Here is a 24,606-nt window from a genome sequence, read left to right on the forward strand (position 1 = left end):
CGGCCCGCGTGTGCGGGCCGAATGACCTCTGCCAAGGTTAAAGACTGCCACATCGCCACAGGGGGGACGACCGTTGGACAAACCGACGGCGCCCAACAGAAGTGAGGTACAGGTATGGCAGATCCCAAGTTTACCGAGATCAAATATCGCGGCGCGGGTTCGCAGGACTTTATCGAGATCGCCGTTGACGCGGGCATGGATGTCTCCGGCATTCAGGTTGTGATTTATCACGCCAACGGCAACGTGCGTTCAACCAATGGCATTGGCGCCTATGACGACACCATGTTTGGCCAGGACGTCTATTCACTGGATGCTGCCGTACACAAGAACGGCGCGGTGGCGCTTGTGGTGGATGGCGTGGTTGTCAGCTTTGTTTCCTTTGACACCAGCGTGACACCCAGTTCCGGCCCCGCTGCGGGGATGACGTCCACCCAGATCGGTTCCACCGGCAACAACCAAAATCAATCCGTGCAACTTGATGAGAACGGCGATTGGATCACTGGTCCACTAAACGAAGGCACAATCCCTTGTTTTCTGGTCGGCACCAAGATCGCCACGCGACGCGGCGAGATCGCGGTTGAGGACCTGCGCCCGGGCGATCACGTGATGGTGCGCGATGGCGGGTTTGCTCCGATCCGCTGGATTGGCAGCTACACCACACAAGCGCGCGGTCCGGCATTTGAGAAAGCCGCTCCGATCAAAATTCCTCGAGGCGCGATGGGCAAAGGACAGCCGAGCCGTGACCTTTATGTGTCCCCAAATCACCGGATTTGGATGCGCGATGCCAGCTTTGAGATGCTGTTTGACTCGCGTGAGGTGTTGATTCCCGCCAAGCAACTGGTCGGCTGGAACGGCATCACGCAGGTGTCTTATGTGCCGCAGCCGGAGTATTTCCACTTTTTGTTTGACCAACACCAGATTGTTTTGTCGGACGGATTGCTGACCGAGAGTTTTCACCCCGGAGAGGTCACGCTGGATCAGTTCCAACACGAAGCACGCGACGAGCTGCTGGGCCTGTTCCCCGACCTGATGCAGGTGGCGACCGGCGGTAAAACTGCGCGGCGCTGTTTGAAGTCGTATGAGGCACCATTGGCGCTGGAGGCAAAATCAGTCGCCTGACGGGTGTTCGGCGTAAAAGCGCAAAAGGTAAGTGGCCAGACTTTTGTCCTCTTCTTCGACGAAGGGCTCGCCTGTGTCCAAACATGTCTTGATCCGATCGATCCGAAACACGCGAAAGTCCTGTCGCGTCTCGCACCATCCCGTCATGGTCCACGCACGGCCCCAGTACTCCATTTGCAACGGCCTGATCCGACGACGTGTGCGACTGCCATTTAGGGCCAGATACTCGATCGCCAGCACCAGTTGTTCGCGAATGGCGCGGCGGATGACTGGCATCAACTCGAAACTTGCCTCTACCTCGGGCGCTGCAAAGATTTCTTTGCCAAAGCCGTCGAGCGCACCGAACATCGGGTTGGGCATCGCCTGATCGATTTTGGTCAGCACGCGATTGGCGGCGTCTTGCAGCTCTGTATCCGCAGTTTGGCGCACCAACGCTGCGCCCAGATGCAGTGCCTCAAGCTCCACCTGTGACAATGCCATTGGCGGCATGAAAACCGGCGCGCGCAGGATGTATCCAACTCCGCGCTCGCCCTCGACGGGGATGCCGCTGGCCACCAGCGTGTCCATGTCGCGATAAATGGTGCGGACCGCCACCTCCATGTGCTCTGCCAGATCGGACGCACGGTGCAACCGCCCGTCGCGCAGGATCTGGATCAGGTCAAAAAGGCGGTCGGTCCGACGCATGTCAGGCGGTGCTTCCTTGGACGGTGTAATGGGTCATGCTCATAGAACTTTCGTCCAGAACGGCCACAAGGTCGAGCAGTTCGGGATATTTCTGCGGATCAAAGGCGTCTGCCACCGCCATTGCACTGGCCATAGTCTCCCACTCGACTTCATCGATCCATTCGCCATCGGCAGTGACAGCAATGCGCCGCGCCACATAGCCGGATTGTGCCTCGGCAAAAGGCATGGATTTTTCCCAAGCTGCCAATGCCGCTTCGGGCGTGACACCGTCTTTGACACGGTAACGAACAATTTCCAGTACAGACATGAACTCTCTCCTTTTTGAGGTGCTGATGCAGTCTGTCTGACACAGGCCAACTGACACGGTCTGTCAGTTGCGTGGCCCCGCACGTGTATTATTTGCAAATTGCCCTATATGGTGTATCTGCACCGCTTGATTTCCCAGATGAGTCCGGACCCATGAGCACCAGCGCGCCAATCACGCAGGACGTGATGACCATTCCCCGCAAGCTGCCCGAAGGCGGCAAGATCAACCTTGTCGGGTTGACCCGTGACCAGCTGCGCGAGGTTCTGATCGCCAACGGCACGAAGGAAAAGCAGGCCAAGATGCGGGTCGGGCAGATCTGGCAGTGGATTTATCAATGGGGCGTGCGCGATTTTCACGACATGACCAACCTGTCCAAGGCCTATCGCGCCGAGTTGGACGAGCTCTTTGAAATCGCGATCCCCGAGGTGATCACCAAGCAGGTGTCCGAGGATGGCACGCGCAAATATCTGGTGCGCATTGCCGGCGGTCACGAAGTCGAAGTGGTCTACATCCCCGAGGAAGACCGCGGCACGCTGTGCATTTCGTCACAAGTCGGCTGCACGCTGACCTGCTCGTTCTGCCACACCGGCACTCAGAAGTTGGTGCGCAATCTGACCTCTGCCGAGATCATTGGTCAGGTGATGATGGCGCGCGATGATTTGAACGAATGGCCCACCCCCGGCACCCGCACCACCGAGGACAGCCCGCGTTTGTTGTCTAACATCGTGCTGATGGGCATGGGTGAGCCGCTATATAATTTTGACAACGTGCGCGATGCGATGAAAATCGCGATGGATCCTGAAGGCATCCAACTGTCTCGCCGTCGGATTACTCTGTCGACCTCTGGTGTGGTGCCGGAAATCGCCCGCACGGCGCAGGAAATTGGCTGTTTGTTGGCGATTTCCTTCCACGCCACCACCGATGATGTGCGCGATATGCTGGTGCCGATCAACAAACGCTGGAATATCGAAGAGCTACTGCAATCGTTGGCGGATTATCCGAAAGTGTCCAACTCCGAACGCATCACCTTTGAATATGTGATGCTGCAAGGCGTGAACGACAGCAAAGAAGACGCGCATCGGCTGGTGGATCACATCAAACGCTTCAACATTCCGGCCAAGATCAACCTGATCCCGTTCAACGAATGGCCCGGCGCGCCCTACAAGCGCAGCTCCAACAACCGCATCCACGCCTTTGCCGACATCATCCATGCTGCAGGATATTCCAGCCCAATCCGCAAACCACGCGGCGAAGATATCATGGCGGCGTGTGGTCAGCTCAAGTCCGCAACGGAACGTGCGCGAAAGTCGCGCAAGCAGATTGAAGCGGAGACAGGCGTCAGCCAGGGTTGAAACGCGTGATTTTCTGACGGAACCGGATTAGGCTGGTCGCGAGTTTCCTTTGAAAGGTGCATTTATGCCCAAATTTGTTCTGTCCGCCGCCGCGCATTTGCTGGCCAACTTTATCGGTCTGTTGATCGCCAACCTTTTGCTGCCCGGATTTTCCATTGGCGCATTGGCGATGCTGATCGTGACCGTGGTGTTTACGGTGGTGTCGATGATCCTGTTGCCGATGATCCGTAAACTGTCCGAGAAAAAGATGCCGGAGTTGTTGGGTGGCATATCGTTGATTGTCACCTTTGTCGGGCTGCTTGTGACCGAGCTTTTGGTCAGCAATTTCACAATCGGTGGTATCTCGAACCTTCTTGCCGCCACTTTGATTGTTTGGCTGGGCGCACTAATCGCTGGGGTTTTGGTGCCGAAATACCTGTTTCCCTCTCTGAAAGTGCCAAAATCGTAAACAATAGCGGTGTTTGCCTAAAACTTTCCCCAATTGAGGACCAATTGCGCCCCGATCAACAGTCAGTTTCCTAATTGTCAACAAACAGAGAGGACTGACACATGGCACATGCAGATATTGGCGGCGCAATGATCGACGCGCCCGTTCTGGACATTCTGACCCGCGAAAAATCCAACTCGCTGAGCAATCGCGAGTGGCGTTTCCGCCTTCAGGGCTACGGTTATGCGATCAAAGACGTCGCAGGGACACAAGTTGTGACCAAGCTGCCCCAAGGTGTTGAACTGGGTGTTTTGCCCGCAAGCTTCCACTAAGCAGACGCCGCACAAACACAAGGGCTGCGCCCCGGACACATGCCGGGAAGCCAAGGCTCAAATCAACGCCCGGGAAGCGACCCGCGACGGGAGTAATCCTGCCAACCGTTGAGAATATCGACCGCCTCTTCGGCGGTTTCTACAAACTGGAACAGGTCGAGGTCATCGGCCGAAATGGTGCCCGCATCCGCGAGCGCCTCCCAGTTGATGATTTTTTCCCAGAACGCTTGACCAAACAGCAAAAACGGCACGCGATCCATGCGGCCGGTCTGGATCAGCGTTAAAGTTTCAAACATTTCATCCAACGTGCCAAAGCCACCGGGAAAGACGCAGATCGCGCTGGCGCGCATCAGGAAATGCATTTTGCGGATCGCAAAATAGTGGAAGTTGAAACACAGCTCGGGCGTTACGTACTCGTTTGGCGCCTGCTCGTGGGGCAGCACGATATTAAGCCCGATGGACCGCCCGCCGGCCTCGACCGCGCCGCGGTTGCCGGCCTCCATCACACCGGGACCGCCGCCGGTCACCACGACGTTTTTGCGTCCGTCCGAGGCCGCCGTCACAATCTGTGCAAACTTGCGGGCTTCTTCATAGTACTTCGAAAGGTCCGCCAGAGTTTTTGTGCGTGCGGTGTCTTTCTTGGCGGGCTCGGGAATGCGCGCACCACCAAACAGCACAACGGTGCTTTCGATGCCGTGCTCGTCCAGCGCCAATTCCGGCTTTAGCAATTCAAGCTGCAACCGCACCGGACGCAATTCCGGCCGACACATGAAATCTTCGTCCGCAAAGGCCAGCCGATAAGACGGCGCGCGGGTTTGCGGTGTGTCTGGCACCTGCTCTGCGGCTTCGCGATCTGAGCGGGCATAGGGCAACGGATGGGAGCGGTTTTCAGTCATAAAAGAAGTCCTCGTTAGCGCGATTTGTCGACAGCTAGCGCGTTCTTTGACCGCTGACCAGTGACAGCGCTGTGACCGGTGTGCCGCGTGCAATTCCGAACATGTCGCTTTGCAAGGTGACGTGGGCGGTTGAAGCGGGTAAGAAGCCTGCGACTTTGCCCTGACCGGAGACAAGAGACCAATGTCCAACGCCCAACTGGAAACCGCCATCGAAGCCGCATGGGATGCGCGCGACACCATCACGTCCGCCACCTCAGGCGAAACCCGTGAAGCCATCGAAGACACGCTGAACGCGCTGGACAGCGGCAGCTTGCGCGTGGCTGTAAAGCTGGAGAACGGCGATTGGCACGTCAATCAATGGGCCAAAAAAGCAGTGCTGCTTGGCTTCCGCATCAAAGATATGGAAATTCAGACCGGTGGTCCGCAAGGCGGCGGCTGGTGGGACAAGGTCGACAGCAAGTTCCTCGGCTGGGGTGAAAACCAGTGGCAGGCGGCAGGTTTTCGCGCCGTGCCGAACTGCATTGTGCGCAAATCGGCCTTCATCGCACCTGGCGTTGTTTTGATGCCGTCGTTTGTGAACCTCGGCGCTTATGTCGACGAAGGCACCATGGTTGATACATGGGCCACTGTTGGGTCCTGTGCCCAGATCGGCAAAAACGTGCACCTGTCCGGTGGCGTTGGCATCGGCGGCGTTCTGGAACCCATGCAGGCGGGTCCAACCATCATCGAAGACAACTGCTTTATCGGCGCGCGTTCTGAGGTGGTCGAAGGCTGTATCGTGCGTGAGGGCTCGGTGCTGGGTATGGGTGTTTACGTCGGCCAGTCGACCAAGATCGTGGACCGCGAAACCGGCGAAGTGATGTACGGCGAAGTGCCGCCATATTCGGTGGTTGTGTCGGGCTCCATGCCGTCCAAGAACGGTGTCAGCCTGTATTGCGCAGTGATCGTCAAACGCGTGGACGCAAAAACCCGCTCCAAAACCGGCATTAACGAGCTGTTGCGGGACTGATTAGTACCGGAAGTTGGCACCGAACCAGCGCTTTAGCAGCGTGTCATAGGTGCCATCTTCGCGCAGTTTCAGCAAAGCCTGATTGATTTCTTCGCGCATCGCGCTGTCTGCCGGCAGCGCGATGCCGTAGTTTTCGGGCCGGTAAACACGCTCGATCACCCGCGCCTTGGATTTGGGATTGGCGCGGACGTGATAGGCCAAAATAGGCCCGTCAAACACCACCGAGTCGATTGTGCCCGCGTCAAAGTCCGCCAGCATTTGCTGTGGTGAAATATATCCGGTGAAGCGGATGTCGCGCTGGTTTAGGAAATTAGCGCTGGTGGACCCAACCACCGTGCCAACGTCGCGCCCGTCCAGATCGTTGATGCTGTCCACGCTTTCTTGCAGGGCTTCGACGGTTACAGCGGCGGTGATCGTCGCGACAAAAACCGACACCACAAACAAGCTGGCCACCACAAGAATTACGGCAAAGAACCGACCCGGTTTTGTCTGGGGAACGCGTTCTTCAAAGCCGCCGTTGACCACAAGGTTGAGCGCCCACCAGAACGACGGAAACAGCGCGTCCTTGGCAGGGCGATCAAAATACGGCTGGTGGTTGCGCTCAAACAGCCACATCAGCATGCCGCCACCAAACAAGAGACCCAAGGCGATCAGGATGGCGGTGCCAATCTCTTGTGTCAGCAAGCCACCAACGCGGCCCAGCGTGCTCCCTTCTTTCGGCATCAAGATCTGAATGCCGCTTTCAAAAATCGGCTGGCTGAAATCCATTTCAACTTCGCGCGCCGCGGTGATTGAGATATTGGCAATCGCTCCATCCACGGCGTTGGTCTTTACGGCATCCAACATCGCGCTAAAGCTTTCAGCCGGGGCAAAGGTCACCGTCTTGCCAAGATCGTCCGCGATGGCACGCATCAAATCGATGCTGAACCCCTCAGGCACGCCGCTGTCGGTCTCAAGCATCGCAAATGGGGGTCGGTCCACCGTGGCAAAGACCAGCCTGTCCCCGACCTGCGCCGCAGCGCCGGTCGCCACCGAAAGAAGTGTCATGGCCGCCAATGCGACCGCTGCAAAGAGTTTCATGGCAAAGTTGGTCCCGAGTTCAGCATCCAATAGCCCCTGGGTGAAAATCCGGTCAACCGACCCAGATCAATTACCCAGGGGAAACCTGCGCAAAACACAAATAAATGTCGGGAAAGTATCAGGGAAACCACGTTTTAGGCGGCGTGCATCAAAGCCTTGGCTTCTTGTGCACGCAGCGAAACGCGTGCAACCGGCCCATATCCGTAGCCCATGAACTTGTCGGTGTTGGGCATATGCGCGAGAATTTCCTGCCGGGTTGCCGGATCAAAAGAGTCCAGCGTTTCGTGGCTTGGATGGTAGCTTTCGCAGTCCAGCCCATTGACGCGCACGATCTCGTGCCGGTCAAACAGCAGATGCACATAGGTTACCGGCAAACCATCGTTTCGCACGCGAACCGAGGCGTTGTTTACAAGATCACCGGCTTTGATCAGCACTTCCCTTTCGCCGAACAGAGTTGCCGCCGTGTCCGATAGCACCAGAACCCGATGGTTGCGGGAAAACGCGACGGCGTCGTGGGTTCCTAATGCGCCTGCCGCAATCTCGACCGGGGCGTCATCGCCCAGCGCCAAGCGGCTGGAGCGACCGATCCAGCGCAGCACCTGATACCCGTTGTCGCGGGTTAACACTTTGTCTCCGGGTGACAGGTCTTCGATGGCCACAAGGCCAGCCTGCGTCACAATTTGAGAGCCCGCCACAAAACAAGGGACCGATGTGGCCGATGTGGTTGAGCCAATTTCGTTTCGGGCCAAAGAGGCCACGTGGGTTTTGGCCAAGCCCAACCCGCTCAGCACAGACGTGGTTCGCGCAAGATCGTTGTGTGTGTCCGTCATTGTTGCCCCCTGTTTTGGCAATACAAGCTCACAGCCAATGTATGTTCTGCGGTACGTTTTGACCTTTGGCCCACTCGTCATTGATTTTGGCAAACCTGCCAAAATGACGGCGTATGCTGACGATCGACAGCAGGCGGGGTCTGGTCTTGCCAACAAAGTGCCTGTTAGGCGTTACCAAGTGATGATTGGCGGGGGGAGAGTGATTAAACTTGTCTCCAATTTTGGTCTGTATTTGGGCCGTCAGTTGACCTTGTCCCATCTGTCAGGCTAAGGGCTGATCCCATGAGCACATCCAAACCCGCCCCCAAAAAGAAATCGCGCCAGCAGGTTTTCACCCTTCTGGTTCAGGTTGGTCGCAAAGAAGACGACGGTCTGCCCGATGGGGCAACCGGCGGCGCGCTGATGATCTATGCCAGCGGTGTGGATGAGGCCGAAGCGGTACGCGAAACTGTTGCGATCCTTAAACAGGCGGACCTCAATCCTCTGGATGTGACGGGCTACGGCACCGTCGAAGAACGCGAAGCGCAAGGCCATGAGATCGACGCCGCCGAGCGTACGTTGATGCAACGGGCCTTGGATGAAAATTCTGTTGTGGTGGCGCAACTAACGCCGTTTTACCACGGCGAGGAAAGCGACGGCGACGCCGAGCAGCAACACTGAGTTACGCGGCGCGCTGGGCGGCCAACGTCAGGGCTTCGAACTCTCGCAACACCGGATAGGCCGTGCGTGAATGCTCCGGCAGGTTGGCGCGGGTGAATTGGCCCAGCAGACTGGCGCGCAGCACATCCTGACGCCGCCGGATACGGCCAAGATCCAGACTTTCCAGATAAGTTCCGGACGCCAAAAGCGCGTCGTGATCGGGCAGGATCAGCTGACAATAGGTCACCAACGGCTCTGTCTTGATCGGTTTGGCGGCCGATCCATGCAGCAGATGGCCGGCTGGCACCAGAACGAATTCTGACCCAAATGTGTATTCAACGCGCGATCCGCCAATCACCAAGCGTTGTGTTGGTCCCACGACAATCGGTTCCTGCAGACCAAAGAAAGGCGCCCGCAGCCGGATCGGGGTGAATTGCCCTGCGGCAGGCACCGTGCGTTTGATCGCGTTCAGCACCGGCACAGTGTCGCCTTGGGCCGTGTGCACCAGATCGCCGCGTCGGAGACTGCCGGCGGGCACATACCCGTCCGCCGTCATCACCGGCGTGTCCAATGTCATCGTCGGCGCCGGGCCGATGGGCTCCACCCGATCGCTCAGCGCGGCGTAAATCACGTCCGGTGACAACACGCGTGACAGATCGTCGTGCACGAACTCACACATGTCCTCAGGGCACAGCGCGATCGGATTGACCAACTCTTTGACTTCGACGCGGAAGGTGCCGGGGCGCTCCACGGACAGGCGCCCACGAAACCGGGCCAAATCCCAACTGTAGGTGATGCGGATCACGTCCGCCCGTCCGCCGGTGTCCAGATTGATCGCGGTGTGAAATGTTTCGCTGCCGGAATTCAGCACCAGAACCACGCCGCCACCAGGTACGGCCTGAAGCGACAATCGCACGCCGCTGCGGGTCTGGGGTGCATATCCCATCAACATTTGTGGCTTGTCATAGGGCGAGACGCGGGTTTCCACGACGAGGCTGCCCGTGGGCATCGGCGCGCGCAGATCCACCAGATCTTTGCCCGGTTTCTGTCCGTACCGTGCCAACCCGTCCAGCCGGAACAGGGTGCGTGTTCTGTCGATCAAAGCCAGCCAACTCATGTCCCGCTCCTCAACTCGCCATTGCCCAATTGGCCATGGCGGCCACTTCAAACGTTTTCAAACCGGGCCGCGCCATCTGCCCGTATCCGGTGCCGCCATTGTCAGCAAGTTCAGGAAACAGCGCGCAAAGTTCAGCGACGATCTCCGGATCAAAGCTCGCGGATGTCTGCGGTCCAGGCAGGTAGCTTTCGGTGGCCAACTTCTCGGAGAACACGATCTGATGGTCGTCAAACAACAGGTGATGGTATTCCACAGTGCCGCCATCGAGTTGACGGATGGTTTTGCCATTTACCAGATCCCGCGCCTTGATCAGCACCTCTTCCTCGCCAAACAACAATTCCGACCACGCGCCGCCAACCATGACGCGATGCAACGGAGACAACGTCAGGGCGCGATGATCGCCAAAGGTGCCTTCGTCAATCAGGATCGGGGCAAACTTGCCGCGCGCTTCCACCGTGCGGCTTCCGTGCCAGCGCACCGGCTGCGGCCCGTTGTCCAGCGTCTCCACCAGATCATCCACTGCGATATGTTCCACGGGCACTTCGCCAAACGGCGTCTGAATGAAGGTTCCTGCCGCAAAACAGGGCGCCTGCGTGATGGTGACGAAGCCGGTATCGGTAGTGCCGGTCGAGCTTTCGACCAGATAGGTCAGGTTGACGGTTTCTTCGTCGCCGTCGCCCTCGATTGTGACCGTGCCGTCCGCGTTCAGCGTGATGATCTGTCCGGACCCGAGCGTTATCGGCACGCCAACCGCAACAGGTTGCCCCGCGATGTGCGTGATAGTCAGTGTGCCGCCGGTGGTGTTGATGTCGTTGCCCAGCAAATCCACCGTGGTGGTGCCGTTCAGCGCGACATTCACCGTGTCGGTTTCGGCAACCAGCGCGGTCTGCACCGAATCCGCGCCAATCAACAACGAGCTGTCATAGCTGCTGTCTGATACGTCGGCGATGATGAACTGAATGGTGTTGATAACGCCTGAGTTGACCGGAATGGTCAACGTCATCGTCAGGGTAAACCCATCCATTTCGGTGTTATAGGCTCCGCCCGTGTTGTCGATGAACAGGCTTTCGTTTTCGGCACCGTTGATGTTGCCGGGATCCACTTCGCCATTTCCGATCGCCAGAGGTACAAACTCTCCGTTGATCTGGACGGCCACAAAATCCTGATAGATCGAGTTGACGTATTCCGGGTATTCCTCTGAGGCAAAGACGAACTGCATCGTCATCGTGTCGCCCGTGGGAATAAACTGCACCTCCAGAATGGCGCCGTCATAGGTATTGGCCCCGGCCAACCCGTTCAGCACGGAATTGTTGTCAATTCCGTTCATGTTGGAGGACTGGTTGGTGTCCTGATTGAAGTCTCCATTTCGGTTGGAGAAATTGCGCGCGTTGCCTGTGGACAGGATCACTCCGCTGTCGCCGGGAGTCACACCCGGAGAGACCGAGCCGCCATTGGTGTAAACACCGGACGCATTACCGTCGCCGGTATAGGTTGCGCCGACGACTTGAACGCCGTCCCCGAAGATGGTTTCCGCCATCTCCTCCGCGTCTGCACCGCGATCCACTGGTAGTCTTGGCATACCGCCTGCCTTTGATCTCTGCCTCTGCGCCAAAGCAGGACCAAACAGCGCGCGCACCACCGCTGTTGCGGTGCGACTCCTAACCATCACGCGTCATTTTTGACGTCTTTGATGAGGGCCCCTTGGGGCAAAACTGCTGGTGACCTGCCTCGGTCAATTGTTATTGAAACCAATTAACAGCAAATTTTCGCTTGTGTTAAGGGGCTTGCACCGTTTTCCGGTACGATGCCCACGGATTTGTGGCTTTCCGGTCCTGCCGCCCTATGCGAAACCAGAGACACACCGCTGCATTCACGCCACGAGGACACCATGACCGCCACAGACGCCGCACAGTTGACCGCCGACCTGATCCGCTGCCCCTCAGTAACGCCGACCGAAGGTGGCGCGCTTGTTTTGCTGGAAAAACAGCTCTCCGCAGCCGGATTTGACTGCGCCCGCGTGGACCGTGGTGAGGTTTCCAACCTCTTCGCTCGTTGGGGCGACAAAGGCCACGCCAAGACGTTTGGCTTCAACGGTCATACCGACGTTGTGCCCGTGGGCGACGAAGCCGCGTGGACAGCGGATCCGTTTGGCGCCGAAATTCGCGACGGCATTATGTTTGGCCGCGGCGCCACAGACATGAAATCCGGCGTTGCTGCTTTTGCGGCAGCGGCCATTGATTTTGTCTCTAACACACCGCCAAAGGGGGCAATTATCCTCACCATCACCGGTGATGAGGAGGGCGACGCCGTGGACGGAACCACTGCACTCCTTGAATACCTGGACACAAATAACGAACAGATGTCCGTTTGCCTCGTAGGCGAACCAACGTGCCCCAATGAGATGGGCGAAATGATGAAAATCGGTCGCCGAGGCTCGCTCACGGCCTATTTCACCTTCACTGGTATCCAAGGCCACTCGGCTTACCCGCACCGGGCCAAAAATCCGTTGCCGGCCATGGCGCGCCTGATGGATCGCCTGTCCAGCCACACGCTGGACGCAGGCACTGACCATTTTGACGCCTCTACGCTGGCCGTTGTGACCATGGACACCGGCAATCCGGCCACCAATGTGATCCCCGCGGAATGCCGCGCTACGGTCAACATTCGTTTCAACGACGTGCACTCTGGCGCGTCGCTCACGGATTGGATGCAAGGACTTGTTGATGCGGTTGCCGCCGACAGTGGCGTCGAGATCGGTATGACCGTGAAAATCTCTGGCGAAAGCTTTATCACGCCCCCGGGACCGCTCTCTGATCTGGTCGCCGCCGCAGTGCAGGCCGAAACAGGCCGCACGCCGGAACTCTCGACCTCCGGTGGTACGTCTGATGCGCGCTTTGTCAAAAACCACTGTCCGGTGGTGGAATTTGGGTTGGTCGGCAAGACAATGCACAAGGTTGATGAAAACGTGCCGGTTGATCAAATCCATCAGCTCAAAGACATCTACACTCGCATCCTGACGGAGTATTTCGCATGACATGGCACATCGATGCCGTGACCGACTACGCCCAATGCCAAGAGCTGCGCCGCATTGTTTTCCAAGGTGAACAAGGCGTTAGTGATGAGGATGAATGGGATGGGCTGGATGATCAGGCGGTGCACCTTCTGGCCACGATTGAGGGCCGTCCGGTTGGGTCTGCCCGCCTGCTGACCAAGGGTGAAACAGGCAAAATTTCCCGCGTTTGTGTGCTCAAGGATGTGCGCGGTTCCGGTCTTGGTGCCGCGCTGATCAAGGCCTCTGTGGCGCATTTTGAGGCGCAGCCTGACGTCATGCGTTGTATGTTGGGCGCGCAATGCCACGCCATCGGATTTTACGAGGCGCTGGGCTTTACCGCTTATGGGCCCGTCTATGACGACGCCGGCATCGACCATCGCGACATGGAACGCACCCTGTGAGACACCAACACCTGGTGATCATGGTCAAGGAACCGCGCGCTGGCCGCGTAAAAACCCGCCTCGGACGTGACATCGGCCTGACCACCGCTGCGTGGTGGTTTCGCCATCAGTCCGCCTCCCTGATCCGCCGCCTGCGCGACCCCCGCTGGCAGATCACACTGGCAGTTGCCCCTGACGTTGAGGGCCTCACATCGCGTGTATGGCCGCATGATCTGCCGCGCGCGCCACAAGGCACAGGTAACCTGGGTGATCGAATGCGCCGGATCATGCGCCATATGCCGCCGGGACCGGTCTGCATCATCGGCGCTGATATTCCTGGTATAACCCGCGCGCATGTACACACCGCTTTTCGCAGCCTTGGCGCCCACGACGCCGCTTTTGGCCCCGCCACCGATGGCGGTTACTGGCTGGTGGGTCTCAAACGCATTTCCCCACCTCCGCTGACGCTGTTTCAAAACGTGCGCTGGTCCACCGAGCATGCGCTGGCCGACAGCCGTGCCTCCTTGCCGAACCACCGCATCGCCACCGTTGCCACGCTTTCCGATGTGGATACCGTCCAAGACCTCCCGCCCCTTAGGGTTGGGCCCGGCTCAGCCCTGACGGCCTGAGCCTCGAAAATCTCCTCCTTTTGCGAAAAATGTCTCGGGGATGAATTGGGCTGAAAGCCCAAGAAGGGGCAGCGCCCCTTTCCCCTGATCCCGCTTGCGTGTTAGGGCAAACCCATGCGTATGCCTTCAAAAGAGGAAGTCCTTGAGTGGATTTCCGAGAACCCGACCCTCACCTCTAAACGTGACATTGCCAAAGCCTTTGGCATCAAAGGAGCTGCGCGCATTGATCTCAAGCGCCTCCTGCGCGAGTTGGAGGCCGAGGGTCACCTGCAAAAACGCGCCAAAACCTATCGTGATCCGGACAAGTTGCCGCCGGTGTCGGTTCTGCAAGTCACCGGACCCAACGATGATGGTGATCTTTTTGCCCGTCCGCTGGAATGGCATGGCGACGGCAAGGCTCCGACCATCCTCGTCATCACCCGCGCCTCTGATCCGGCGTTGGGGCAGGGCGATCGCATTCTGGGCCGCCTGACAGAAGTGCAGGACGAAGATCACGCCTATGAGGGCCGTCTGATCCGTCGCATTGGCACCAACCCGCGTCGTGTGCTCGGCGTGTTCCGCAAGACCGCAGAGGGCGGTCGCATCCTGCCAATCGACAAGGGCGACGGCAAAGAATGGCAGGTCATAACCGAGCAGGTTAACGGCGCCAAAGATGGTGAGTTGGTCGAGGCAGAACAATCCGGTCCCAAGGGTCGTATGGGCTTGCCGCGCGCCAAGGTGGTTGCACGTTTGGGTGATCCGTCGGCGCCCAAGGCTGTGTCGCTGATCGCGATTCACCAACACGGCATTCCCGACCGCTTTCCTGACAAGGTAATTGCCGAGGCCGACGCCACAAAACCCGCCCCTCTGGGCAAGCGCGATGACCTGCGGGACATGCCGTTTGTGACAATCGATCCGGCTGATGCGCGCGATCATGACGACGCCTGTTGGGCACATGCCGATGACGATCCGAAAAACGCGGATGGGCACGTGCTTTGGGTCGCGATTGCCGACGTTGCCCAATATGTGCGGCCCGACACAGCGCTGGATGGCGAAGCCCGCAAGCGTGGCAACTCCAGCTATTTTCCGGACCGTGTTGTACCAATGCTGCCTGACCGTTTGTCAGGCGATCTCTGCTCGTTGCACGAGGGCGTGCCGCGTGCCGTGATTGCCCTGCGGGTCCAAATCGACAGCAATGGTAAGAAGATCGGCCACCGGTTCTGTCGCGCCATGATCCGCTCGATTGCCTCGCTCAACTACGGAGAAGTGCAGCAAGCGCAGGACGGACATCCGAATGAGACCTGTGCCGGTCTGATGGAGACCGTGATCACACCGCTATATGCGGCTTATGATGCGCTCACCAAGGCACGCAATGAACGCCAACCGCTTGCGCTTGATCTGCCGGAGCGCAAGATCGAGCTGAATGACGCTGGCGAAGTCACGTCTGTCAATTTCCGGGACCGCTTTGACGCCCACAAGCTGATCGAAGAGTTCATGGTGCTGGCCAATGTCTGTGCCGCTGAAACCCTGATTGCCAAGAAATCGTCGCTGCTGTTTCGGGTACACGAAGAGCCCAGCCCCGAGAAACTCGACGCTCTGCGCGAGACCGCCCAAACCGCAGGCTATAATCTGGCCAAGGGACAGGTTCTGCAAACCCGTCACCTCAATCAGCTTTTGGATGCAGCGGCCGGATCGGACGCCGCCGAACTCATCAACATCTCCACGCTTCGGTCGATGACGCAGGCCTATTACACGCCGCAGAACTTCGGTCACTTCGGCCTCGCGTTGCGCGCCTATGCGCATTTCACCTCGCCTATCCGCCGCTATGCCGACTTGATCGTGCACCGCGCGCTGATCACCGCGCACGGCTGGGGCGATGACGGTCTGACACCCGAGATGGCCGAGCGGATGGAAAACACCGGCACGCATATTTCCGAAACCGAGCGTCGCTCTATGTTGGCCGAACGTGACACCACGGATCGCTATCTGGCAGCCTATATGTCCGAGCGGGTTGGCAACGAATTTACCGGTCGCATATCAGGCATTGCCCGATTTGGTGTCTTTGTGAAACTTGATGAGACCGGCGCAGACGGACTCATTCCGATGCGCGAACTGGGGCGCGAGTATTTCCACTATGATCAGGAAACCACCACGCTCATCGGGTCGGACACCGGCATTGTGATTGGCCTTGGCCAGCGTGTTACTGCCCGCCTGACCGAAGCCGCGCCTGTCACTGGCGGCATCGCGCTCGAACTGATTTCGCTGGATGGCGAGATCATCAAACGCAAAGGCGGCGGATCCCGACGCGGCAAAAGCGGTGGGCCTGCCCGTCGCAAAGCAACCAAAGCCAAGCGCAAGTCTGACAAGGTCAAACGCAAAGTGTCCCGCCGTCGGACCTGACGACGGGACACTTTCAGCCTTATTAGAGACTGTTATTAGCTCGCCAAAGCCTGCTTTGGCGCCGCGCAGCCTGTCATATTCCCACCTGGGTAAATCGCGGCTCGCACGCGGGTTACATAAGGCGCGAAGGTCGGAATGCTCTCAACAGCCACGCGAAGATCGGTTTTGGCCGGAAGCCGCAGAATCATGTCCAGAACAGGGGCAATCGCCGCGTCTGCACCGGTCGGCATGTCGCCAAATAAGAAGGCTTTGTTGCCCAATTTAGACTCTAACGTTGCCAAATCACGGCCCAATCGGCGTTTTCGATCTTCCGGCGAGAAGCGTGCAATGCCTTGCGATGTGAGACCTTCACGCACCGGCGCTTGTGCTTGGGCTGCGACCATTTCGCGGGCATCAGGCGGCACTTGCGCAAAGAACTCTTCGCGCATCACTGGCCAAACGCGGTCGTCCAGCCAACGATCATGAACCATGCCAAGGGTCAGGTTGTGCTCCACCATGCTTACCAGAGCGTGGGCCACGCCTTTTTCCTCGGCCGTAAGCGCAGGGTAAAAATCCGCGCCTTCTGCGGTCAGATGATCTTCGATGTTGGAACTGTCGGGAATCAAGCTGTCGCCAGCGCGTAAAACAGGCAGTTTGCCCAACGGCTGGACCGATACGTCGACCGAGAATTCGGGTTGCCAATCCACCCCTGCCATTTGCAGCAGGCAAATGGCTTTCATGCAGAATGGCGAATGGCTGGGCAGGGCGTCATTGCCCGGGAACATAATCAAATGCATCTGTGCACTCCTTGTTAAATGATAGGAGTGGTCTACCGAAGCCTCTTGCCAGTTTTTGTCAGTATGACACAGTATCCATCATTATGGCCCGCACCGATCGCCTCTTTCAGTTGATGCAAGCTCTGCGCGACTTGTCCCCGCCCGCAACGGCGCTGGCTTTGGCGCAGGAAACCGGCGTGTCTGAACGCACTATTTACCGCGACATCGACACGCTGCGCGGCCTTGGCGCGGTGATTGATGGCGAAGCCGGCTTTGGCTTCACCCTGATTGAGGACGCAACCTTGCCTCCGCTCGGCTTTGTCCCCGAGGAAATCGAAGCGCTGGTTGTGGGCCTGACCGAGGTCACGCAAATCGGCGATCCGGCGCTGGCCAAGGCGGCAAAAACGGCTCTAACAAAGCTGAAATCGCGTCTTCCGGCGGCTCAGGCGCATCGTTTGAAACATGCGGTGCTGACCGCCAAACGCTTCTACAAGCCGCCCAAAATCAGCATCGATGCCAGCGCCCTTCGCCAAGCTGCCTGGGAGGAGCGCACCATTGCCGTCGATTATGCCGACGTCAAAGGCGCCCGCACCCTGCGCGAGCTTGATCCGCTGACGATCACCTTTCTGGATGGCACCCACTGCCTTTTGGCTTTCTGTCATCTGCGTCAGGATTACCGCGTGTTCCGCTTGGATCGTATGGTTGATTTCACCGTCACTGACCGGTCGTTCCGCCCCCGCCGCATTCCGATGTTGCGAGAGTTCAAACAACGGCTGGAGGCCGAACCGCCCCGTCATATCCAGACCTGATCGGCAAATCCCCGCGCACATCTTTTGCGGGCTTTGCCAGAATCGCCGCCCGCGCTACCATTTGGGCAAAACGAGCAGGGAAACAGGCCATGCGAGCAGCACTTCTGGCACTGACATTAACCGCAACCACAGCCGTGGCCGAGGCCCCGATATCTTCGCCGCGTCCTGTGATGCGTCCCGAGCTGACCGTGACCAACGTGACGCCAACGGTTGCCGTGATGGCATCTGCGGGTTCTCTGGCGTCCAAACGCCCGGTCCTGCGTCCCGACGCTGCCGCGTTTGCGCCCGTTCCGGCAAAGGCTGCCACCACGGCTGGCTTACAGGACTGGATCTCGACCTATCGCGCTCGTGCGCTCAGCGCAGGTATTTCCGGCAGCACCTTTGACCGCGCTTTTGTCGGCGTGCGCTATAACAGCGACGTCATCAAGCGCGATCGCAATCAATCAGAATTTACCAAAACGATCTGGGACTATCTCGACAGCGCCGCCAGCGACCTGCGTGTCAAAAACGGCAAGGCGGCCTTGGCAAAACACAAAACCAAGCTCACCCAGATTGAACGCAAATACGGCGTCGACAAGGAAGTCGTCGTGGCGATTTGGGGATTGGAAAGCGCCTATGGCACCTTTCGTGGCAGCACCCCCATCATCGGCGCGCTCGCCACGTTGGCCTATGACGGGCGGCGCGGCGCGTTCTTTGAGGAGCAGCTGACCGCCGCGCTCAAGATCCTGCAGAACGGTGACGTTCGCGTGGCAGGCATGACCGGAAGCTGGGCGGGCGCGATGGGCCACACCCAATTCATGCCGACTTCTTTTCTGTCGTATGCCGTGGATTTCACCGGCGACGGCAAACGCGACATCTGGTCGGACGATCCAACCGATGCGCTGGCTTCGACAGCCGCTTATCTCAAGAATTCCGGTTGGATCAAAGGCCAGCCTTGGGGCGTCGAAGTGCGCATTCCCGACGGGTTCGACTATACACTGGCCAACCGCGAAACCTTGAAAATGCCAAGCGAGTGGGCGCAAATCGGTATCCGCGATATGGCTGGCCGCAAGGTGCCCAACCATGGCAACGCGTCAATTCTGTTGCCCGCCGGTGCGCAGGGCGCGGCCTTCATGATCTTCAAGAATTTCGATGCCATCGAAACCTACAACACCGCCGATGCCTATGTGATTGGTGTCGGCCATCTGAGCGATCGCATCGGGGGCGCATCCAAGATCCAAAGCGCTTGGCCGCGTGGCGACCGCGCCTTGACCTATGATGAGCGTATTGAACTGCAGGAGCGTCTGACCAAAGCAGGTTTCGACACTCAAAAGATCGACGCCAAGATCGGGCCTCTGACAATCAACGCTGTGCGCGATTATCAATTGGCCCGCGGAATGACTCCGGACGGCTACGCCTCATTGCGTCTGTTACAGACTTTGCGGTGATCAGAAGACGGTGACCTTCGTGCCAATCGGCAGCACTGTGTAAAGGTGTTCCACATGCGGGTTGTACATCCGGATGCAGCCGTTTGACGACGGCGTCCCGATAGAGCCCGGAACATTGGTGCCGTGAATGCGGAACAGCGTGTCTTTGCCATTCTGGTACAAATACAGCGCACGGCTTCCGAGCGGATTGTTCGGGCCTCCTGGCATGCCGTCTTCCCAACGGGCGTAGCCGGGATTGCGTTCAATCATCTCTTGGGTCGGGGTCCAGTTCGGCCATTCCACCTTGCGGTCGATGCTGGCATCTCCGCGAAAGTTCAGACCCTCTTTGCCGACCGCCACGCCATACCGGATGGCGGTGCGCTCATCCTGCATGTGATAAAGGTAGAAGGCTTGCAAAGTGACGACGATTTGGCCGGGCTCAAACTTGTGCTTGCGGGCAATCTTCACTTCACGTGGTTTCAGATGATCCATCAGCTCAAACGGTTCACCTGTCGCAGCGCGCAAAACGCTTGGCGCTGTCAGGGTGGCGCCGGTTGCGGCGGCCGTGCTCAAAAAGGTCCGTCGGTTGATCGATCGGGTCATCACTCGTCTCCTACTACACAGCGTAAGACTGCCACGACTTGACCGTTCGGGCAAAAAAATTGGGCGCAGGAAGCTCTCCATGCGCCCAATTTCATTGATTTGTGACTCCCAAGCCGCATTTCAGCATGGCACCGTCGCGATACCGGCGGGATACCGACGCGATGCGGACAGGGAATTTGGCTACTTATAGAGCCCTTCAGACTTGATCTGATCAAACGTTTGATCAAGTGCCTTGGTCGCCCGCGCAATCAGCATGTCGATCTCCTCGAGTTTGATCACCAACGGCGGCGAAATAACCATCCGGTCGCCCACATGCCGCATCACCAGCCCATTGGCAAAGCAATGCTCGCGGCATTTGTATCCAACAGTGCCCTTCTCGGCTGCAAATGGCGCGCGGCTTTCTTTGTTGGGCGTCAACGCGATAGAGCCCATCATGCCGACGATCTTGGCTTCGCCCACCAGCGGATGGTCAGCCAGCGCCTCCCACTTCTTCTTAAGATACGGCGCAGTGACGTCGCGAACGGTCTCAACAACCTTTTCCTCTTCCATGATCCGCAGGTTTTCCAATGCGACTGCGGAACACACCGGATGGCCGGAATAAGTATAGCCGTGGTTGAACTCTGTGGCGTTCACAACTTTGGCAATGTCGTCGGAAACGATCGATCCGCCAATCGGCGCATAACCCGAGCTAAGCCCTTTGGCTATAGTCATAATATCGGGTCGGATCCCCACGGTTTCAGAGCCGAACCAATTGCCGGTCCGGCCAAACCCGCAGATCACCTCATCGGCAATCAACAGGATGCCGTATTTGTCACAAATGCGCTGGATCTCCGGCCAATAGGTGGACGGCGGGATGATAACACCGCCAGCGCCCTGAATGGGCTCACCGATAAAGGCGGCGATGCGCCCTTCGCCGTAGAACTCAATGGTTTCTTCCAGTTCCCGCGCCCGCATCAGGCCAAATTCCTCGGGGCTCATGTCGCCGCCTTCGGACCACCAATCGGGTTGGCCAATGTGGTGCTTGTCCGGCAAAGGCAGGCCGCCTTGTTGGTGCATGGGAACCATGCCACCAAGGCTGGCGCCACCAAGCGTCGAGCCGTGATAGGCATTCTGGCGCGAGATGATGATCGATTTTTCCGGTTTGCCCATGGCAGACCAGTAATGGCGCACAAGACGAATGTTGGTGTCGTTGGCCTCGGACCCGGAGCCGGCATAAAATATCGAGTTCAGATTGGCTGGCGCAAGCTGCGCGAGCTTGGCTGACAGCGCAATGACCGGCACGTGTGTCGTCATGAAAAACGTATTGTAGTAAGGCAGTTCGCGCATCTGGCGCGCCGCAGCCTCAGCCAGCTCTTCACGGCCATACCCGATGTTCACGCACCACAGACCGGCCATGCCATCCAGGATTTCATGGCCTTCGCTGTCGGTCAGGGTCACGCCATTTGCGCGGGTGATGACCCGCGCGCCGCGCTCTGCCAGCTCGTCCTGCGTGGTGAACGGGTGCATGTGATGCGCCGCATCCAGAGCTTGAAGTTCTTCGGTTGGCATGTGGTTCGTTATCACGCTCATCGACTCTCTCACCTTTAGGAAATTGCACGTAGAGCCAAACGGCTCAGGGTTTTGATCAGGATATGATCAAATTATTTTTAGTCAATCGCCTCTCTAAAACCCTCGGCATCTTTCAAGGCTTGCAGCAATTGCTCCATGCCCTGAACCACGTCTAGCCGGATGGCTTCTGCTGCGGTTTTACTGTCCGCATCACGCAACGCTTGAATGGCCGTCTTGTGATTATCAGGAAGGTTTTGTGTGCCCATACGCCCGCAGACCACCCGCATCGCCGGGCCAAATCGCAGCCAGACGCTGCCTGCGACATCGGCGAGGATCGGCGCGTCTGCAATGTCGTTCAGCTTCATGTGGAATGCGTGATTCTGGCGCAAATAGGCAACAACGTCGCCGCGTGTGATGGCGTCATCAAGTGCCGAATCAATTCGGTCCAACGCCGCGATGTCTGCCTTTGTCGCCTTTTCTGCCGCACGCGCAGCCAATTGAGGTTCAAGGGTTTCTCGCAGAAAAATCAGTTCCTCAATTGCCTCTGGCGTGGGCATCGGCACCAACACCCGACGGTTGCCGCGAAACTCAAGTGCGCCTTCGCTGGTGAGCCGTCTTATGGCTTCCCGGATGGGTGTCATACCAGCGCCTGTGCGCTCAATAAGCCCCTGAATCGTAACAGGCTCTCCGGGTGCCAACTCTCCAAACAACACCGCCTCGCGCAGCCTTTGATAGACCAGCTGATGCGTCGGCAAGCGGGTTGGTTTTTCTGTGTTTGGTTGTCCTGAGCCGTCTTGAGGCAGGGTGCCTTGCATTTGTGCGTCCTGTTCCATTCTGAAGAAGATAAATCCAAAAACCATGATCAATATGCACATCTATGTTGCCATATCAAAAAAACTTGATCAAATTAATCTCGCACAACACAACCGGGGCACGGACCTCGGACCAACGGGAGACCACCATGAAAAAAACCCTGCTGACACTCACGGCTGGTGTTGCGATGAGCGCGATGGCCGCAGCCGCGGAAGAAGTACGCGTCTACAACTGGTCGGACTACATCGACGAAGACCTGCTAACCAAATTCACGGAAGAGACCGGCATCAAGCTGATCTATGACGTGTTTGACAGCAACGACGTGCTGGAAACAAAAATGCTGGCCGGTAAATCCGGTTATGACGTTGTTGTGCCGTCGGGCACATTCCTGCAACGCCAGATCTCTGCCGGCGCATTCCAGAAACTGGACAAGTCCAAGCTGCCGAACGCCGCCAATATGTGGGACGTGATTGAAGCGCGCACATCCAAGTATGACCCCGGCAACGAGTATTCGATCAACTACATGTGGGGCACCACCGGTATCGGTGTGAACACAGGTCAGGTTACCGAAATTCTGGGTGATGACGCGCCGATTACGTCGCTTGCGTTGATTTTTGACCCCGCGAATGCCGAGAAACTGGCAGCTTGCGGCATTCACATGTTGGACGCGGCGGATGAGATGATCCCGGCGGCGTTGGCCTATCTGGGTCTGAACCCGGACAGCCACGACACCAAAGACATCGCCAAAGCCGAAGAGGTTCTGGCGGCGGTTTCCCCGCACATCCAGAAATTCCACAGCTCGGAATACATCAACGGCTTGGCCAATGGTGACATCTGTGTGGCCATCGGCTGGTCCGGTGACATCCTGCAAGCGCGTGATCGCGCGTGGGAGGCCGAAAACGGTGTGGAGCTGGCGTATAACGCGCCGTCCGAAGGGGCGATGATGTGGTTTGACCAGATGGCCATACCAGTCGACGCACCCAACCCGGACGCGGCCCATACGTTCCTGAATTTCATCATGGATGCCGGCAACATGGCGGCGGCGTCAAACTACGTTTACTACGCCAACGGCAACAAGGCGTCTCAGCCGATGCTTGAGGAAGACGTAATTGGCGATCCGGCGATTTACCCAGATGAGGCGACGCTGGAAAATCTCTACACAACCACGCCTTATCCACCAAAAGTGCAGCGTGTGGTGACCCGCACCTGGACCAAGATCAAATCCGGCACCTAAGCCTGTGATCTCCGAAACCCGCGCCGCGCCATCTCGGCGCGGGTTTTTACTTTGCCCGACTCACACCGGAGGCCTATGCCATGGCGCTCGACGTGTTTGCCCCTTGGGATGATCCCAAAGCAAAACCGCTTATCCAGTTCAAAAACGTCACCAAACGCTTTGGCGATTTCACCGCGATTGATGATCTGACCGTTGATATTTTCGAACAGGAGTTTTTTGCGCTGCTGGGCCCATCGGGCTGTGGCAAGACCACAATGATGCGCATGCTTGCCGGGTTTGAAACGCCGTCCGAAGGCAGCATTCTGCTCGCCGGGCAGGATATGGCCCCCGTGCCGCCAAATCAGCGTGCCGTGAATATGATGTTCCAATCTTATGCGCTGTTTCCGCATTTGTCGGTTTGGGAGAATATCGCCTTTGGCCTGAGACGTGATCGCATGCCCAAGGACGAGATTGCCACGCGCGTCGAAGAAATGCTGCGACTGACGCGACTGGAGAAGTTTGCCCGCCGCAAACCGCATCAGATCTCCGGCGGTCAGCGGCAGCGTGTGGCGTTGGCGCGGTCGTTGGCCAAGGCCCCGAAACTCCTGCTTCTGGATGAACCCCTTGGCGCGCTGGACAAAAAACTGCGTCAGGAAACCCAGTTCGAACTGATGGACATTCAGGAAAGCACCGGCACCACTTTTGTGATCGTGACCCACGATCAAGAAGAGGCGATGACCGTAGCAAGTCGTGTGGCGGTCATGGACGAGGGCAAAATCGTGCAGGTGGCGACACCGGATGCGATTTATGAGGCGCCAAACTCTACCTATGTTGCTGACTTCATAGGCGATGTGAATTTGATCACCGGTTCGGTCGAAACCGAGGGTGAGACGTTGAGGTTTACGTGGGCCGAAAGCCAGCCCGCCATTGTCGGGGCCTCTACCAAGACCTTTGGCAAAGCTCAAAACGTGCACTTTGCGATCCGCCCTGAAAAGATAGCTATCTCGGCGCAAAAACCCGAAGATGCTGCCAATGCGGTGCCCGGAAAAGTGCTTGATATCGCCTATCTCGGCAATATTTCGACCTACCACGTGCAACTCGCCGGTGGTCAGGTCATCAAGGCGCAGACCGCCAACAATCGCCGGATTTCGCGGCGCAGCTTTACGTGGGAGGACGACGTCTGGCTCAGCTGGACCGACACCGCCGGCGTGTTTCTGGAGCGCTGAT

25 protein-coding genes are annotated in these 24,606 nt (G+C 58.0%); 14 read left to right on the top strand and 11 right to left on the bottom strand.

All coding sequences use genetic code 11. The features are described 5' to 3' along the window. Nucleotides 1–114 precede the first annotated feature (114 nt). Nucleotides 115–1,119 (top strand): Hint domain-containing protein, encoded by a 1,005-nt coding sequence (locus PG871_RS01925; protein WP_270725436.1) that lies wholly within the window; start codon nucleotides 115–117, stop codon nucleotides 1,117–1,119. Here the strand turns inward: PG871_RS01925 and PG871_RS01930 are convergent. Both PG871_RS01930 and PG871_RS01935 read right to left on the bottom strand, forming a co-directional pair. After that, nucleotides 1,108–1,803 carry a helix-turn-helix transcriptional regulator gene (locus PG871_RS01930; protein ID WP_270725438.1) on the bottom strand — a complete coding sequence of 232 codons (696 nt, stop codon included), beginning with the start codon at nucleotides 1,801–1,803 and terminating at the stop codon, nucleotides 1,108–1,110. The two genes, PG871_RS01925 and PG871_RS01930, sit on opposite strands and share 12 nt — an antisense overlap. A 1-nt stretch (nucleotide 1,804) precedes the next feature. Continuing rightward, a complete protein-coding gene (locus tag PG871_RS01935; protein WP_270725440.1) occupies nucleotides 1,805–2,110 on the bottom strand; it encodes a hypothetical protein in 306 nt (101 codons plus the stop codon). Between the two features lie 152 nt (nucleotides 2,111–2,262). Between PG871_RS01935 and rlmN the strand changes: the two genes are divergently transcribed. The 3 genes from rlmN to PG871_RS01950 all read left to right on the top strand — a co-directional run bounded on the left by rlmN (nucleotide 2,263) and on the right by PG871_RS01950 (nucleotide 4,221). Beyond that, entirely contained in the window at nucleotides 2,263–3,462 is a 1,200-nt protein-coding gene (rlmN, locus tag PG871_RS01940) for a 23S rRNA (adenine(2503)-C(2))-methyltransferase RlmN (RefSeq protein ID WP_270725442.1), read from the top strand. A gap of 64 nt (nucleotides 3,463–3,526) precedes the next feature. Continuing rightward, complete coding sequence (locus PG871_RS01945) at nucleotides 3,527–3,910, top strand: phage holin family protein (RefSeq protein WP_270725443.1); 384 nt, start codon at nucleotides 3,527–3,529, stop codon at nucleotides 3,908–3,910. Between the two features lie 101 nt (nucleotides 3,911–4,011). Beyond that, nucleotides 4,012–4,221, top strand: a complete 210-nt coding sequence (locus tag PG871_RS01950) for a hypothetical protein (protein WP_270725445.1) — start codon at nucleotides 4,012–4,014, stop codon at nucleotides 4,219–4,221. Nucleotides 4,222–4,283: 62 nt separating this feature from the next. Here PG871_RS01950 and PG871_RS01955 read toward each other — a convergent pair whose 3' ends face one another. Continuing rightward, nucleotides 4,284–5,117, bottom strand: a complete 834-nt coding sequence (locus PG871_RS01955) for a TIGR00730 family Rossman fold protein (protein WP_270725446.1) — start codon at nucleotides 5,115–5,117, stop codon at nucleotides 4,284–4,286. A gap of 181 nt (nucleotides 5,118–5,298) precedes the next feature. Between PG871_RS01955 and dapD the strand changes: the two genes are divergently transcribed. Then, the gene (dapD, locus tag PG871_RS01960; protein WP_270725448.1) at nucleotides 5,299–6,126 is read left to right on the top strand and encodes a 2,3,4,5-tetrahydropyridine-2,6-dicarboxylate N-succinyltransferase; all 828 of its coding nucleotides are present in this window, start codon (nucleotides 5,299–5,301) and stop codon (nucleotides 6,124–6,126) included. Here dapD and PG871_RS01965 read toward each other — a convergent pair whose 3' ends face one another. Next, nucleotides 6,127–7,206, bottom strand: coding sequence for a transporter substrate-binding domain-containing protein (locus PG871_RS01965; protein ID WP_270725450.1), 1,080 nt, complete (start codon nucleotides 7,204–7,206; stop codon nucleotides 6,127–6,129). A 134-nt stretch (nucleotides 7,207–7,340) separates the two neighbouring features. Next, nucleotides 7,341–8,036, bottom strand: a complete 696-nt coding sequence (locus PG871_RS01970; protein WP_270725451.1) for a Hint domain-containing protein — start codon at nucleotides 8,034–8,036, stop codon at nucleotides 7,341–7,343. A gap of 282 nt (nucleotides 8,037–8,318) precedes the next feature. Between PG871_RS01970 and PG871_RS01975 the strand changes: the two genes are divergently transcribed. Continuing rightward, nucleotides 8,319–8,696: a hypothetical protein gene (locus tag PG871_RS01975; RefSeq protein ID WP_270725454.1), complete on the top strand. Its 378-nt coding sequence runs from the start codon at nucleotides 8,319–8,321 to the stop codon at nucleotides 8,694–8,696. A gap of 1 nt (nucleotide 8,697) precedes the next feature. On the opposite strand, the gene PG871_RS01980 is transcribed toward PG871_RS01975, so the two are convergent. Then, nucleotides 8,698–9,792 carry a Hint domain-containing protein gene (locus tag PG871_RS01980; RefSeq protein ID WP_270725456.1) on the bottom strand — a complete coding sequence of 365 codons (1,095 nt, stop codon included), beginning with the start codon at nucleotides 9,790–9,792 and terminating at the stop codon, nucleotides 8,698–8,700. A gap of 10 nt (nucleotides 9,793–9,802) precedes the next feature. Continuing rightward, on the bottom strand, nucleotides 9,803–11,371 hold the full coding sequence (locus PG871_RS01985) for a Hint domain-containing protein (protein ID WP_270725458.1): 1,569 nt from the start codon (nucleotides 11,369–11,371) through the stop codon (nucleotides 9,803–9,805). A gap of 309 nt (nucleotides 11,372–11,680) precedes the next feature. Here PG871_RS01985 and dapE point away from each other — a divergent pair, with 309 nt between their 5' ends. The 4 genes from dapE to rnr all read left to right on the top strand — a co-directional run bounded on the left by dapE (nucleotide 11,681) and on the right by rnr (nucleotide 16,232). Next, entirely contained in the window at nucleotides 11,681–12,826 is a 1,146-nt protein-coding gene (gene dapE, locus PG871_RS01990) for a succinyl-diaminopimelate desuccinylase (RefSeq protein ID WP_270728666.1), read from the top strand. After that, complete coding sequence (locus tag PG871_RS01995) at nucleotides 12,823–13,245, top strand: GNAT family N-acetyltransferase (RefSeq protein WP_270725460.1); 423 nt, start codon at nucleotides 12,823–12,825, stop codon at nucleotides 13,243–13,245. Before dapE ends, PG871_RS01995 begins: the two co-directional genes overlap by 4 nt. A 20-nt stretch (nucleotides 13,246–13,265) precedes the next feature. Further along, nucleotides 13,266–13,853, top strand: coding sequence for a TIGR04282 family arsenosugar biosynthesis glycosyltransferase (locus PG871_RS02000; protein WP_270728669.1), 588 nt, complete (start codon nucleotides 13,266–13,268; stop codon nucleotides 13,851–13,853). A 114-nt stretch (nucleotides 13,854–13,967) separates the two neighbouring features. Then, complete coding sequence (gene rnr / locus PG871_RS02005) at nucleotides 13,968–16,232, top strand: ribonuclease R (protein WP_270725461.1); 2,265 nt, start codon at nucleotides 13,968–13,970, stop codon at nucleotides 16,230–16,232. Nucleotides 16,233–16,267: 35 nt separating this feature from the next. On the opposite strand, the gene PG871_RS02010 is transcribed toward rnr, so the two are convergent. Then, complete coding sequence (locus PG871_RS02010) at nucleotides 16,268–17,008, bottom strand: glutathione S-transferase family protein (protein ID WP_270725462.1); 741 nt, start codon at nucleotides 17,006–17,008, stop codon at nucleotides 16,268–16,270. Between the two features lie 83 nt (nucleotides 17,009–17,091). On the opposite strand from PG871_RS02010, the gene PG871_RS02015 reads away from it, so the two are divergent. Both PG871_RS02015 and PG871_RS02020 read left to right on the top strand, forming a co-directional pair. Further along, nucleotides 17,092–17,796 (top strand): helix-turn-helix transcriptional regulator, encoded by a 705-nt coding sequence (locus PG871_RS02015; protein ID WP_270725464.1) that lies wholly within the window; start codon nucleotides 17,092–17,094, stop codon nucleotides 17,794–17,796. Nucleotides 17,797–17,885: 89 nt separating this feature from the next. After that, nucleotides 17,886–19,223 carry a lytic murein transglycosylase gene (locus tag PG871_RS02020; RefSeq protein ID WP_270725466.1) on the top strand — a complete coding sequence of 446 codons (1,338 nt, stop codon included), beginning with the start codon at nucleotides 17,886–17,888 and terminating at the stop codon, nucleotides 19,221–19,223. Here the strand turns inward: PG871_RS02020 and PG871_RS02025 are convergent, their stop codons facing one another. The 3 genes from PG871_RS02025 to PG871_RS02035 form a co-directional block, all read right to left on the bottom strand. Further along, on the bottom strand, nucleotides 19,224–19,805 hold the full coding sequence (locus PG871_RS02025; RefSeq protein ID WP_270725467.1) for a L,D-transpeptidase: 582 nt from the start codon (nucleotides 19,803–19,805) through the stop codon (nucleotides 19,224–19,226). 180 nt (nucleotides 19,806–19,985) lie between these two features. Continuing rightward, nucleotides 19,986–21,374: an aspartate aminotransferase family protein gene (locus PG871_RS02030; protein WP_270725468.1), complete on the bottom strand. Its 1,389-nt coding sequence runs from the start codon at nucleotides 21,372–21,374 to the stop codon at nucleotides 19,986–19,988. A gap of 77 nt (nucleotides 21,375–21,451) precedes the next feature. Further along, nucleotides 21,452–22,228, bottom strand: a complete 777-nt coding sequence (locus tag PG871_RS02035; RefSeq protein WP_333559651.1) for a GntR family transcriptional regulator — start codon at nucleotides 22,226–22,228, stop codon at nucleotides 21,452–21,454. Nucleotides 22,229–22,314: 86 nt separating this feature from the next. Here PG871_RS02035 and PG871_RS02040 point away from each other — a divergent pair, with 86 nt between their 5' ends. Both PG871_RS02040 and PG871_RS02045 read left to right on the top strand, forming a co-directional pair. Then, nucleotides 22,315–23,400 carry a polyamine ABC transporter substrate-binding protein gene (locus PG871_RS02040; protein ID WP_270725469.1) on the top strand — a complete coding sequence of 362 codons (1,086 nt, stop codon included), beginning with the start codon at nucleotides 22,315–22,317 and terminating at the stop codon, nucleotides 23,398–23,400. An 80-nt stretch (nucleotides 23,401–23,480) separates the two neighbouring features. Next, nucleotides 23,481–24,605, top strand: coding sequence for an ABC transporter ATP-binding protein (locus PG871_RS02045; protein ID WP_270725470.1), 1,125 nt, complete (start codon nucleotides 23,481–23,483; stop codon nucleotides 24,603–24,605). Nucleotide 24,606: the final 1 nt, after the last annotated feature.

The sequence above is a fragment of the Shimia sp. Alg240-R146 genome, from assembly GCF_947331465.1.
GTDB lineage: Bacteria > Pseudomonadota > Alphaproteobacteria > Rhodobacterales > Rhodobacteraceae > Shimia.